Raw genomic sequence first — 13,141 nt, forward strand, 5'->3', positions numbered from 1 at the left:
GTTAATATTTTAGGGCAATATGGTATAAGAAGCGAGAAGAGTTGAGGATAAACCTATTGCCAGATATGTCAAACCCAAGGAAGCGGCTCAAATCCTTGGAGTCCATGAAAGAATACTCCGCAGATGGGACAAAAATGGCTCAATCGAGACCATCAGAACCCCCGCTGGGCAACGACGATACAACGTTGAGTCATATTCTGATTCCATATCAGGCAGTGACAAACGCAAAGTCGTTATCTATGCCAGAGTTAGTAGCCGCGCCCAGCAGTCCGACCTCAACCGACAGGTGGCCGCACTGTCCAACCTCTACCCCGAAGCAGAAGTCGTCTCAGAAATCCGAGGCGGGCTCAACTTCAAGGGAAAGAAAATGCTGGCCTTACTGGGACATCATTTGTCAGGAGATGTCCGCATGGTTGTCGTTGCCCACAAAGACTGATTGGCAATATGGGGATTTGACTTGTTTCGATGGCTCTGTGAGCAAAACAGGTGTTCACTCATGGTTCTCAACCAGACAAGTCTCAGTCCAGAACGAGAAATGGTTGAGGACATCCTCGCCATCCTCCACTGCTTCAGTTCCCGATTATACGGACGGAGTAAATACAAAACTCAGGTCAAAGAAGATCCGGATTTACCCCAGCCCCGAGCTAAATCAAGTCTGGCGTAAATGGCTGGCTGCTTGTCGGTATTGCTACAACCAAGCAATTGCATTATCCCGGAGTGGTAAACGACTAAGCAAGTTAAAGTTACGCAATAAAGTGATGCAGAGCGACTTACCCGAATGGGTCAAAGAAACACCCTGCCACATTCGGCAAAATGCCATCTTTGATGCCTATCAGGCTTTGAGCGCCAGTCCTGATGCCAGGTTTAGAAGTTGTCGTGACAGCTCTCAAGGGATTAAGTTCAATAATACTAATTTCTCTTCAGGGAGTTGGTATCCAAGACTCACGAAAGGATTAACTTTCATGGTTTCCGAAGCTATCCCTAAAACTTGCGGGCAAGGGACTCAGTTGGTGTTTACCAAAGGTCGATGGTTGGCGATTTTCCCTGAACCAGTTGCCGTTACCCCAACTGAAGCGAATGGCGTAATTGCATTAGACCCGGGTGTGCGAACTTTCATAACTGGGTTTGATGGCTCTCGATTTCTGGAATTGGGCTCCGGGGATATTGGACGCATTACTAGGCTATGTCAACATTTGGATGATTTGATGAGCCGAATCGCCAAGGAACCCTGTCGTTCAAGAAGGCGACGGATGAGGCAAGCGGCTCAACGAATGAGAACCAAAATCCGCAATCTAGTTGATGAAGCCCACAAACAAATTGCTCACTACTTGACTCACAACTACAGCATAATTTTTCTGCCGACCTTCGAGACTTCCAACATGGTTGCCAAAGCCAAGCGGAAAATCAAATCCAAGACTGCCCGCGCCATGCTGACATGGGCGCATTATCGATTCAAACTAACCCTGAGACATCAAGCCGAGATAACTGGAACCACAGTTGTAGATGTGACGGAAGAATACACCAGCAAAACCTGTACTCACTGTGGTCACATGCATTCCCAGCTAGGTGGCTCAAAAGTGTTCCGATGTCCGGAGTGCGGGTTCACTCTACCCAGGGACTGGAACGGTGCTTTTGGAATCTTTCTAAAAGCTTTGCGGGATACCGCCTCTGTTACCTTAACGGGTAATAGTGCTATCGTCGCATTGTCAGGCAATAGCCGGATAAATGTCGCGTAAATGTATCAGCAGCCAGATTCTCCGTTTCCCCATATTATTGATGTGTCTGACGCACCCGGCGATAATGCGCTAAAATTCTCTTCGGGTTTTTTCGTAATTGTCAATCTGTGCCTTGCCAATCAATCCCGACACTGGTTTATTGGGATCAGGCAGGCCTTATCAAAAACCATAGCGATAACCCCGAAATAATAGCTAAAAAAATACTATGTCTGATTCCCCAACCCCCGAAACCTCTTCAGAAGCTATCCCTAACTCCGGGTCAAAAACCCGCCAGTTACTAGGGATGAAAGGGGCCGCCCCCGGAGAAACATCCATCTGGAAAATTCGCCTGCAACTGATGAAACCAATCACCTGGATTCCCCTAATTTGGGGTGTAGTCTGTGGTGCGGCTTCCTCTGGAGGCTATAGCTGGACACTAGAAGATATCCTTAAAGCAGCCGCCTGTATGCTGCTGTCGGGTCCTTTAATGGCAGGGTATACCCAAACCCTCAACGACTTCTACGATCGCGACCTAGATGCCATTAACGAGCCATATCGCCCTATTCCCTCCGGTGCAATTTCCATCCCTCAAGTCGTATCCCAGATTCTGATTCTCCTGGCTGCAGGTATCGGTCTTGCCTATATCCTAGATGTCTGGGCAGGTCATGAGTTCCCCATGGTCACAGTTCTCTGTATTGGCGGCGCTTTCGTTTCCTATATCTACTCTGCGCCTCCCCTAAAACTCAAGAAAAACGGCTGGTTAGGTAACTATGCTCTCGGAGCCAGTTATATTGCCCTTCCCTGGTGGGCGGGTCATGCCCTATTCGGAGAACTCAACCCCACTATTGTGGTACTCACCCTATTCTACAGCTTGGCGGGGCTAGGTATTGCCATTGTTAACGACTTTAAGAGTGTCGAAGGCGATCGCCAACTTGGCTTACAATCCCTCCCCGTTATGTTTGGCGTAACCACCGCCGCCTGGATCTGTGTATTAATGATTGACATTTTTCAAGCCGGAGTTGCCCTATACTTGATCAGCATTAAGCAAAACCTTTATGCCACCATCTTGTTATTACTCGTGATTCCACAAATTACCTTCCAGGATATGTATTTTATTCGCAATCCCCTGGAAAATGATGTTAAATATCAGGCAAGCGCTCAACCTTTCCTTGTCCTAGGAATGTTGGTTGTGGGTTTAGCCCTAGGTCATGCAGTTTAGTGGGGGAGCAATTGGTGCGTCAGATGAACCAGATTTTGCCTTGACCTATCTCATGGATTTCTCCGACGCACCCTACCAGCTTATCAATAACGCTTTTCAAGATTATATCTGGGCAATTGCCACCAGTCGTTTTTCCTCCCCTTTTAGCAAGGGGCTTCCCACATAAGGAGGTTTACGTGACAGAATTTTCCCCAAAAATTACCGACGAATCTAGGGATAGTCAAAATACTATGCCCCCTACCTCCGTTTTGCACCAAGACTCCGAGGCTCCAGCCCCGCCTCCCCCTGCCGAAACCCCCCTGGGGGTAGGACCCCGTCGCCGTCCAATTAGGCGTTGGCAATGGAAACCTCGCCCTAGATTGTGGATAGGCGTTGGTATCATTACTATAGTCGGAAGTGCGATCGCATTAGGAGCTTATCAGTTCCATCGCCTTGAACAAAGTTTACCCGAGATTTCTGACCTATCAGCCTACAACCGAGATGGAACCCTAACCATTCAAGCCGCAGATGGTACCATTATCATGCAAACCGGACCATCTACCAGGGAGCAGGTATCTCTCGACCAGATCCCAGAGGAGTTAGTCCAGGCATTTATTGCCATAGAAGACCGACGCTTCTATGAACATCGTGGCATTGACTACCAAGGTATTATCAGAGCTTTATCCGCTAATGTCATGGCTACAGGTGTAGTCCAGGGAGGTAGCACCATCACTCAACAATTGGCTCGGATGGTGTTTTTAGACCATGAACGCAGCCTGACTCGTAAACTTAGGGAAGCTATCCTCGCTCAAAAACTTGAGAAAACTCTCACCAAAGAAGAAATCCTCGAACGCTATCTTAATTTAGTCTATTTGGGTTCGGGAGCTTATGGGGTAGCTGATGCAGCTTGGGTCTATTTCAGCAAACCCGTAGAACAACTCACCCTCTCGGAAATGGCTACCTTGGCGGGTTTGCCTCCCGCTCCTAGTCAATATTCGCCCCTGGTGAATTTAGACCTAGCTACCGAACGCCGGAATGTTGTACTGCGCCGAATGCAGGAAATGGGCATGATTTCTGAGGGTCGCGCCAATTCACTGATTCAAAGTGACCTAGTTGTAAATCCTAGCCCCCATAAACGTCTACAGGTTAAGGCTCCCTATTTCGCTAATTTTATTCAAAAGGAACTACCATTATTTGTATCAAAAGAAGCCCTAGAAATTGGGGGCTTGGTGGTGGAAACGAGTTTAAATCTGCAATGGCAGGAAATAGCCGAGCAGGTTGTTAGAGAAGCCGTAAAAATAGACGGGCGCGCCGCTGGGTTTGACCAAGCCGCATTAGTGGCGATCGACCCTACTACCGGAGAAGTTCAAGCTATGGTAGGGGGTGCAAATTACGGGGAAAGTCAGTTTAATCGCGTGACCCAAGCTCAACGACAGCCCGGATCGACTTTTAAAGGGTTGGTCTATGCGGCGGCGATCGCAGCAGGTTTCTCCCCCTATGATAGCTACAATGATGAACCCTATCGAGTCGATGGATATCGCCCCCAAAACTATGGAAACCGTTACGGTGGTTGGCGATCGATGCTTAACGCCCTCAGTAATTCCACTAATGTTATTGCCGTTAGAGTCCTAATTGATGTCGGCTTTGAACCCGTTATTTCTCTCGGTACGAGCATGGGTATCAAATCTGAACTCAAACCCACCTATTCCCTCGCCTTGGGAGCCTATGAAGTTAATCTTTTGGAACTAACCAACGCCTACGGAACCCTCGCCGCCCAAGGCCAATATATCCCCGCTCATGGTATCCGCCGAGTCATCAACCAGAAAGGCGAAACTATCTATCAGGCTCAGTTTACACCTAAACAAGTTCTTGACCCCGACAGCGCCGCTATTACTACCTGGATGCTAACTGGTGTGGTACGCAACGGCACAGGTGGGGCCGCTTACCTTGCCGATCGCGATGTCGCAGGTAAAACTGGCACTTCTGAACAAGCTAGGGATCTCTGGTTTATTGGTTATATTCCGCAACTGGTGGCGGGAGTATGGCTAGGAAACGACAACAATGATCGCACTTGGGGCGCTAGTAGTACCGCCGCCTTTAATTGGCGTGAGTTTATGAAACGAGTAGTTGAGGATTTACCCGTTGAGGAGTTTCCGGAACTTCCCGACCTCGACAGCCACCGGGGAAGCATTAAAGCTAAACCCCATCAACCTAAATGGGTACAAACTGGACCGGCCGCCATTCGTCCTGATGATGACGACTACCACAAACATATTAATAACTCCAGCGACTATGGAAATGATGGCTATTACTACTAACCACTCCCTGTGCGTAGGCAGGCCGGTTTACTGATTTTTGCCGATTCAGCTAAAATTCAGTCAGAATAACAATAAATCTCTTTACAGGAGCTTTCTCTAATCATGGATGAACTGACACCCATCTTCAAAGAATTTACCCAAGATCCGATCTCGTTTTTGGGTGGCTTTGTCTCTAGCGTCCTGCGACTCAACTTATCAGAAGACCCAGTGAAAAGCTGGTTAGAAAAGGAAACCGGAACCCCAGTCTCTTCCTCAACCTCTGACCGAGACAATAATGGCTCGAGTAATGGGCCTCAATCAATTACCATTGACTAAACAGCCGGCTATATTTTCACCGAGAAACTATTGTCCCTGAGCGCTAATGTTCAACCTCTGCGCCTTGAGTACCAGCAACCCTCTTTCATAGCCGAGGTTGGCGTAGCTGTCGCATACGGCTTAATATGTTGGCAGGTGTTAATTCTGAGGAGTGTTGTTCTATGAGCAAATTATGGGGCTATAGTTTCTGGTCAAAAGTAGCAATGATTCTTCCCCTTACCAGTGCGATCGCTTCTATTATCCATACCAATACAGCGATCGCCCAACTCTCCGAAGACATCATTAGCAGCGATGACCTAGTAGAAGTTCAGGGACAAGTTACCTCCGTTTCCCAACTCTCAGACGTTCAACCCACAGACTGGGCATTTCAAGCCCTACAATCCCTAGTTGAACGCTATGGCTGCATAGCAGGATATCCCGACGGAACCTATAGAGGCAACCGCGCGATGACCCGCTACGAATTCGCCGCCGGACTCAACGCCTGTTTAGAAAGAATTAACGAACTGATCGCCGCCTCCGTAGTTGATAAAGTCACCCGTGAAGATCTCGCCGTCCTCCAACGTCTCCAGGAGGAATTTGCCGCCGAACTCGCCACCTTGGGAGGTCGTATCTTCGCCCTTGAAGCCAGAACCGCAGAATTAGAAGCTAACCAATTTTCCACTACCACCATATTCGGTGGTGAAGCCATCTTCGGCTTTGCGGGTGCTGTAGGCGGAGACCCTCCCGGCACCGGAGACAACCATCAAGCTACCCTCCACTATCTCCTGCGTCTCGGAACCGTATCTTCCTTTAGTGGTCTGGACCGTCTCCGCATAGGCTTCGTTTCCGGTAACTTTGAAAACAGAGGATTAGCCGGAACCGTCGAAAATCCAGGGTTTGGAAATATGGCTCTGCTGTCATACCAAACTGATACCAATGATCAACTATTCCTCGATTACCTAGAATATAGATTTCCCGCCTTTAATAACCGGGTAGTCTTCACCGTCCGCCCCGTAGGATTTAGTCTCAGCAACGTCCTCACTGCTAACTCACCCTTTTTTGATAGCGGTCGGGGTGCTATTTCCCGCTTTGGCGAGGGTAGCCCCCTATTTAAAATCGGCGCTTTAGATGGAGGCGCTGGGTTCGATTGGTTAGTTGCCGATAGGGTGCGACTACAGGTAGCCTATGGGACTCGCGGCAGCTCCGATGCCAGACTCGGCATTAGTCATTCCGATCATAGTGCTTTAGGAGTACAATTGTTACTCAAGCCCAGTGCTAACACCTTGGCAGGTTTAACCTATATTAATGCCTACTCTGCCAATGGTCGCTTAGACACCCTCACCGGAAGTTTTAGCGCCGATACCTCCGGTTTACTCGATGAACCTATGAACTTTAATGCAGTAGGGGGGTCATTCCAGTGGCGTATCAAGTCTAATATCACCCTCGCAGCCTTTGGGGGCGTGACCTTTGGGGAATCAACCACCAGCAACGCCTATGCCAACACTACTACCTACAGCCTTTCTCTGGGTTGGTCTGAACCCTTCGGCCGTAATGGCGACCTATTTGCCTTTATCTTTGGTCAACCGCCTAAACTGGTAGCCGGCCGTAATTTGCCCTTGGGAGAAGATCGCGATACCTCCTTACACTTCGAGACTTTCTACCGTTTCCGTGTCAGTGATTATATCTGGGTGACACCGGGTGTATTTATGGTGACCAATCCAGAACATAATGCTAATAATGACACAGTTGTAATCGGTGTTTTGCGTACCACATTCTTATTTTAATCATTTTTCATGGATGAACTGAGGCTGCGACTGATTCTTGAAAACCAACCCGAAAGGCTAATTCCAGTCGATCGCAATGAATTTATTATTGGGCGATCGCCTGAGTGTAACTTGCAACTGCCTTTTATTGAAGTATCGCGCCGTCATACCCGCATTTATAAAGGGACTGATGGTGGTTGGTGGGTGGAAGATTTAGGTAGTAAAAACGGCACTTGTCTAAATGATATATCCTTAGCCCAGCCTCACCCCCTCAAAGTTAACGACCAGTTGCGAATTGATCAGATCCGCTTAGATATCCTACCACCAGATACCAAGAAAAATGGCGGGCGCAAAATTGGGACTCTGGTGGAAGGAACTAATTTAATTGGTCGGGTTCAGGATCTGAAACAACAATGGATTCAAAGTAACACCCAATTTGATGAGGACATTAATAATTATCGTCGCTCTGTAGCCCGCCTACAAGACCTAGTAGAAATTGCTAAATGTTTGAATAGTGCTGAGTCTATTGATGCCATTTTCTCACAAACTCAGTCCGTGATTTTTCATGATATCCCCATTATTGAACGCTTGGCTTTACTGGTTGACCTCAATGGCGACGGACAACTAGAACTCGTCAAAGTTGCCTCCAAAAAATCCAGTCACAGCCTAGATATCTATAATGATGGAAGTTGGATTAGTCGCAGTATTTGTAAGCGAGTTTTTCGTGACAAAATCGCCATTAAAACCGCTGATGCCCAACAGGATACACGCTTTGAAAGTGAACCCAGTATCCTGGTTAAAGATATCAGATCTTGCATTGCAGTTCCCCTGTGGGATGAGGATAATGTGGTGGGTGTTTTATATGGAGATGCTCATTTTTCCTTTGAATACTGGACTCGTGGCGGTGATGAAGATTTGAGCTTTTTCTCAGCTTTGGGAAATTTAGTGGCTGCTAGTATTCAACGTTGGTTACTTACTCAAAAATTGCAGCAGGAAGGCACTATCCGTCAACGTCTTGAACGCTACCACACCCCGGCGGTCGTACAGCATTTAATCAATGTGGGCGCTTTAGACAATGGACGTTTGCCTTCCACAGATGCTGAAATTAGTATCTTATTTGCTGATATTGTCGGTTTTACAGCCCTTTCGGAACGCTTACCTGCTAATGAATTAGCTACATTACTTAATGCTTTTTTTGAGGAAATGTTGCAGGAAGTTTTTGCCCTGGGAGGAACTTTAGATAAGTTTATTGGTGATTGTATTATGGCGTTTTTTGGCGCGCCCGAACCCCAAGCAGACCACGCAGAACGCGCTGTTAATGCCTCTTTGGGAATGTTAGAACGCCTGGAACAACTCAACGCTAAAGGCAAGTTATCCGAACCACTACAACTGCGAATTGCTATTAATAGCGGTAGGGCAGTAGTTGGGGATGTCGGTAGCTCCCAACGAGTAGATTATACCGTATTGGGGGGAACAATTAATTTGGCGGCGAGAATGGAGCCGATTTGTCCCCCAGGAAAGTGTGTCATTAGTCAGGCGACTTATCAAATGTTGCGATCGCCTGAGCAATTTGCTCTAATGGGAGACTACACCTTTAAAGGCATTGATCATCCCGTCACCATTTATCAAAATGTGGAAGTTGGAAAACCTGGATCACCCTAGTCTAATTGGATTAATTCCGGTGATTATTAATATGTCTAACTCTCGCCCCCGCCCATTGCAATTTTTCCCGCAGGGTTTGATAAAACGAATAGTCCTCCCGCAGAATGATAAATTGAGCCTGACAGTCTGCTTTCCTCACATCAACCCGCTGTCCCGGCCAAATCGATGTGGCCAATACCCCATCAGTCCATAATTTAGTATCATGTTCGAGGTCAGCTAGGGGCCAAATACTGACCACTGACCCCGAAGGAATTACCACAGGACGACTGGAAAAGCTGAGGGGACAAATGGGACTAACAGTGATCGCATCCATCCCCGGATGCACAATCGGACCGCCTGCAGACGCATTATAGCAGGTAGATCCCGTGGGGGTTCCCACAATTAAGCCATCCCCTTGATATTGATCAATTACTTCCCCGTCAACTTCCATTTCTAAGATAGAAGTAGGCATTCGATACGCAGAAGCAGGCTTTACGCACATCTCATTAAGGGCTAAAAAGCGATCGCTTAACGGTTCCAGGTTATGGCGGGAACCTTCAAAAACCGCCGCCTGTAACATCATCCGCTGTCCGATAGCGTAGCGATCCTCAAATAAACGATCTATAACCGTTTCCGTATCCTCTATATCCTCAAAGGACTCTGTTAAAAATCCTAAATGCCCCCCCACATTCGCCGCTAAAATGGGGATACCTACTTCCGCTAAATGTCGCGCCGCCGCTAAAGCTGTTCCATCCCCCCCTAATACCACCGCCAAATCAATAGGACTACTACTAGAAGCTAGAAACACCGGATAGGGGTTATCTTTCGCCCCACTCGGTCCCATCAGAACCTGACATCCCCGCTGTTCAAATTGTTTGGCGTACTGTTGCGCCCAACGCTGACTCAGCCTATCCCTAGATTTATGAGCAATGATGACTTGTTTAATCTGCACAGTCCCAGTTAACCTTGGTTTAATCTATGATTATCCACCAAAACTGCCGAACACAGCAATTGTCTGATTCTCTGTTTTTTTAACTCGCCATGACTAATTCTATTCTTCAATCTGTCCTTAATCTCTTTTTAAAGCCAGAATGTCCCATCTGTGCCAGACCTACGGATCAGGAGTTCTGCCGCTATTGCGAACAACAATTGTTAGAATGTCAATTTACCCACGGAGGAATGTTCCCCGGCGAGGTGCCGATTTTTGTTTGGGGTCGTTATGGGGGAGTCCTTAAACAAGCGATCGCGGCTTTAAAATATGATGGGAACCCACAGATCGCCAAAATGTTAGGCTATTGTCTAGCCGAGGGCTGGCTCGATACTGTGAAGCGCGTTCCCCAGAATTTAGTTGTAGTTCCTATTCCCCTACACCCCGCTAAACTCAAACAACGGGGTTTTAATCAGGCCGAATTATTGGGGCGCGGCTTCTGTGAAATCACCGGTTTATCTATGAAACCCCATGGTTTACAAAGGCTCAAAAATACCGAAGCCCTGCACGGCTTGTCCCGCCCAGAACGATATCAGAATTTGCAGGGGGCTTTACGAGTCGGAAAAGACCCCCTTCCCCCTCGCAGTTCTGTGTTGATTATTGATGATATTTATACCACTGGGGCTACGGTTAATGCTGCTATTCAAGCCTTCAAGTTGAGAAAAATTAAAGTAGCTGGAGTGGTCGCATTAGCTACCACAGCTTCCCCTAAATCTTCCCCTCGTTCACTATCATCTATGGGCTAGGTACTGACAACCCTACCAATAACTTATTCCTTTTGGTTGAGATATCCCTAGATTGGGCTAAAATCTAATTAGCCATCATAGCCATCACCGACAATCATTATGGGCTTATTTGAAGATTTCAGCCGCTTTCTGGAAACCCGCCTAGAGGAATTTTTGCGAGATCATCCTGATTTGGAATTGCAAGCCATTGAGGAACAATTGCGTCAACAGGAAGAGGACACCTTCCGATTAATTGCTGACCTCCAGCGTGAGGAAAAGAAATGCACTGAAGAAATTTTGGCGATCGCACAAGATATCCAAAAATGGCATAAATGGGTCGCTAAAGCACAAGCCGCCAACCGCCCTGACCTCGCTGAAGCCGCCCAAGAAAGAGAAGCCGCCCTATTGCGACAGGGAAATCAGCGCTGGGGACAAATGCAGGGCGTTAAAAACCGCATCGAAAAGTCTAAGGAACTCTATCGCCAGATTCAACAGCGACGCAAAGAGGTTAAAATTAAACAGCAGGAATTAGCTGCTAACCGCGCTAAAGCTACCCAAACTAAATCTTGGGAAACACAGGGATGGAACCAAGGAAATGATTACACTCGCTTTCAAGCTACCCCTGACCCCCTCGAACAGCAGTTTCGTCAGTGGGAAATGGATGAGGAACTCGAACAACTCAAGCGCAATATGCGTCAATAACTTTGTGTTAACTTTTGTTACAAAAAATTAAGAAATGTTGCAAAAAATTTTTTTTTCGGGGGGAGGGGTTGCTTTTGGTGGCGCTCCCGGCTATACTTTATATAATGGGAATAGTGACTTTTTTCAAATTTAAGTATATATTCTCATTATTAAACTGTATGTCAATATCCTACCACAAGTTCCCGGCTGTTGTCAACCCTCGGCGCAGGAGGGGCCGAACAAATTTTTTTTTTGAATAAAAAATCAACAGTGCTAAAGCTACCCAAACTAAATCTTGGGAAACACAGGGATGGAACCAAGGAAATGATTACACTCGCTTTCAAGCTACCCCTGACCCCCTCGAACAGCAGTTTCGTCAGTGGGAAATGGATGAGGAACTCGAACAACTCAAGCGCAATATGCGTCAATAACTTTGTGTTAACTTTTGTTACAAAAAATTAAGAAATGTTGCAAAAAATTTTTTTTTCGGGGGGAGGGGTTGCTTTTGGTGGCGCTCCCGGCTATACTTTATATAATGGGAATAGTGACTTTTTTCAAATTTAAGTATATATTCTTATTATTAAACTGTATGTCAATATCCTACCACAAGTTCCCGGCTGTTGTCAACCCTCCGCGCAGGATGGGCCGAACAAATTTTTTTTGAATAAAAAATCAACAGTGATTCTGGGAAGCCGACCCTAGCGGGTCGGTACATGGAGAATGGCACGCCTAAGCCAAATCCGGGAAAACTTCCCTAACAGCAGGATGAACAAGTTGGTGATTTTCGACATTTAACCCCTTAGCTAAAGCGGCATCTTCAGCTAAAGCGCGAAGTCCTCGATCGCCTAATTTGAGAACATAAGGCAAGGTGCTATTATTTAAGGCTTGGGTAGCGGTACTGGGTACAGCCCCCGGCATATTGGGAACGCCATAATGAACCACGCCATACTCAATATAAGTGGGTTGACTGTGAGAAGTAGGTCGGAGAGTTTCAATACAACCGCCTTGGTCAACCGCCACGTCAACTAATACAGAACCGGGGCGCATTTTAGCGACCAATTCACGGGAAACTAAAATCGGGGTCCGAAAACCTGGAACCAAGACCGCACCAATGAGTAAATCAGCCTGGGGAACAGTAGCCTCAATGTGGGCTGAATTACTGTAAAGCAATTCTACCCGGGAACCAAACAAAGTTTCCAAATAGGAGAGGCGATCGACATTAATATCAATAATTGTGACCATAGCGCCCATACCCACGGCAATGCGGGCGGCTTCGGTGCCGACGATACCACCACCCAAAATCACGACGTGACCGGATTTGACACCGGGGAAACCACCCAGGAGAACGCCGCGCCCCCCTTGTTGGCGTTCCAGATATCTGGCTCCAAACTGTACGGAAAGGCGACCCGCAATGATACTCATGGGAGTGAGTAGTGGTAAGCGTCGGTCTGATAATTCTACTGATTCGTAGGCGATCGCATTCACCCCACTATTAATAAGGTGTTCCGTCAATTCCCTAGTCGCCGCCAGATGTAAATAAGTGAATAGAAGTTGTCCCTTCTGAATAAAGGGATATTCTGAGGGTAGGGGTTCTTTGACCTTGACCACCAATTCACGATTCCAGGCTTCTGTGGGTGAGGAAACCACCTCAGCGCCTGCTTCGAGATAGTCCTGGTCAGAAAATCCCGCCCCCACCCCGGCTTCTGTTTCTACAAAAACCTGATGGCCTTTTTCACAACAGACTCGGACACTACTGGGGCTTAATCCCACCCGAAATTCCTGATCTTTAACTTCTTTGGGGACACCAATTTGCATCTT

General features: G+C 47.2%; 12 protein-coding genes and 1 pseudogene. 11 read left to right on the forward strand and 2 right to left on the reverse strand.

Annotated elements, in window-relative coordinates:
* Window positions 1-55 precede the first annotated feature (55 nt).
* The 8 genes and pseudogenes from HFV01_RS11750 (at window position 56) to HFV01_RS11785 (ending at window position 8,950) form a co-directional block, all read left to right on the forward strand.
* A pseudogene (locus HFV01_RS11750) lies at window positions 56-664 on the forward strand (IS607 family transposase).
* A complete protein-coding gene (locus HFV01_RS11755; RefSeq protein ID WP_235720262.1) occupies window positions 627-1,736 on the forward strand; it encodes an RNA-guided endonuclease InsQ/TnpB family protein in 1,110 nt (369 codons plus the stop codon). The pseudogene HFV01_RS11750 and the gene HFV01_RS11755 overlap by 38 nt, the downstream one beginning before the upstream one ends.
* A gap of 205 nt (window positions 1,737-1,941) precedes the next feature.
* Window positions 1,942-2,934: a chlorophyll synthase ChlG gene (gene chlG / locus HFV01_RS11760; RefSeq protein ID WP_006625329.1), complete on the forward strand. Its 993-nt coding sequence runs from the start codon at window positions 1,942-1,944 to the stop codon at window positions 2,932-2,934.
* The gene (locus tag HFV01_RS11765; RefSeq protein WP_006625330.1) at window positions 2,924-3,100 is read left to right on the forward strand and encodes a hypothetical protein; all 177 of its coding nucleotides are present in this window, start codon (window positions 2,924-2,926) and stop codon (window positions 3,098-3,100) included. The genes chlG and HFV01_RS11765 overlap by 11 nt, the downstream gene beginning before the upstream one ends.
* 10 nt (window positions 3,101-3,110) lie before the next feature.
* Window positions 3,111-5,231, forward strand: coding sequence for a transglycosylase domain-containing protein (locus tag HFV01_RS11770; protein ID WP_008051241.1), 2,121 nt, complete (start codon window positions 3,111-3,113; stop codon window positions 5,229-5,231).
* Between the two features lie 102 nt (window positions 5,232-5,333).
* Window positions 5,334-5,546: a ssl0294 family protein gene (locus HFV01_RS11775; RefSeq protein WP_006619291.1), complete on the forward strand. Its 213-nt coding sequence runs from the start codon at window positions 5,334-5,336 to the stop codon at window positions 5,544-5,546.
* A 161-nt stretch (window positions 5,547-5,707) separates the two neighbouring features.
* Window positions 5,708-7,309, forward strand: a complete 1,602-nt coding sequence (locus HFV01_RS11780; protein ID WP_193521114.1) for an iron uptake porin — start codon at window positions 5,708-5,710, stop codon at window positions 7,307-7,309.
* A 9-nt stretch (window positions 7,310-7,318) separates the two neighbouring features.
* The gene (locus HFV01_RS11785) at window positions 7,319-8,950 is read left to right on the forward strand and encodes an adenylate/guanylate cyclase domain-containing protein (RefSeq protein ID WP_006625333.1); all 1,632 of its coding nucleotides are present in this window, start codon (window positions 7,319-7,321) and stop codon (window positions 8,948-8,950) included.
* Between the two features lie 10 nt (window positions 8,951-8,960).
* Here the strand turns inward: HFV01_RS11785 and HFV01_RS11790 are convergent, their stop codons facing one another.
* Window positions 8,961-9,881, reverse strand: a complete 921-nt coding sequence (locus tag HFV01_RS11790) for an NAD(+) kinase (protein ID WP_006625334.1) — start codon at window positions 9,879-9,881, stop codon at window positions 8,961-8,963.
* Window positions 9,882-9,970: 89 nt separating this feature from the next.
* Here HFV01_RS11790 and HFV01_RS11795 point away from each other — a divergent pair, with 89 nt between their 5' ends.
* The 3 genes from HFV01_RS11795 to HFV01_RS32305 all read left to right on the forward strand — a co-directional run bounded on the left by HFV01_RS11795 (window position 9,971) and on the right by HFV01_RS32305 (window position 11,754).
* Window positions 9,971-10,663 (forward strand): ComF family protein, encoded by a 693-nt coding sequence (locus HFV01_RS11795; RefSeq protein ID WP_006625335.1) that lies wholly within the window; start codon window positions 9,971-9,973, stop codon window positions 10,661-10,663.
* Between the two features lie 99 nt (window positions 10,664-10,762).
* Complete coding sequence (locus tag HFV01_RS11800; protein WP_006625336.1) at window positions 10,763-11,344, forward strand: TIGR04376 family protein; 582 nt, start codon at window positions 10,763-10,765, stop codon at window positions 11,342-11,344.
* Window positions 11,345-11,586: 242 nt separating this feature from the next.
* The gene (locus HFV01_RS32305; protein ID WP_488193805.1) at window positions 11,587-11,754 is read left to right on the forward strand and encodes a hypothetical protein; all 168 of its coding nucleotides are present in this window, start codon (window positions 11,587-11,589) and stop codon (window positions 11,752-11,754) included.
* Window positions 11,755-12,052: 298 nt separating this feature from the next.
* Here HFV01_RS32305 and ald read toward each other — a convergent pair whose 3' ends face one another.
* Window positions 12,053-13,138 (reverse strand): alanine dehydrogenase, encoded by a 1,086-nt coding sequence (gene ald / locus HFV01_RS11805; protein WP_006625337.1) that lies wholly within the window; start codon window positions 13,136-13,138, stop codon window positions 12,053-12,055.
* Window positions 13,139-13,141: the final 3 nt, after the last annotated feature.

Source organism: Limnospira fusiformis SAG 85.79 (assembly GCF_012516315.1).
In the GTDB taxonomy this organism is placed as follows: Bacteria; Cyanobacteriota; Cyanobacteriia; order Cyanobacteriales; family Microcoleaceae; genus Limnospira; species Limnospira fusiformis.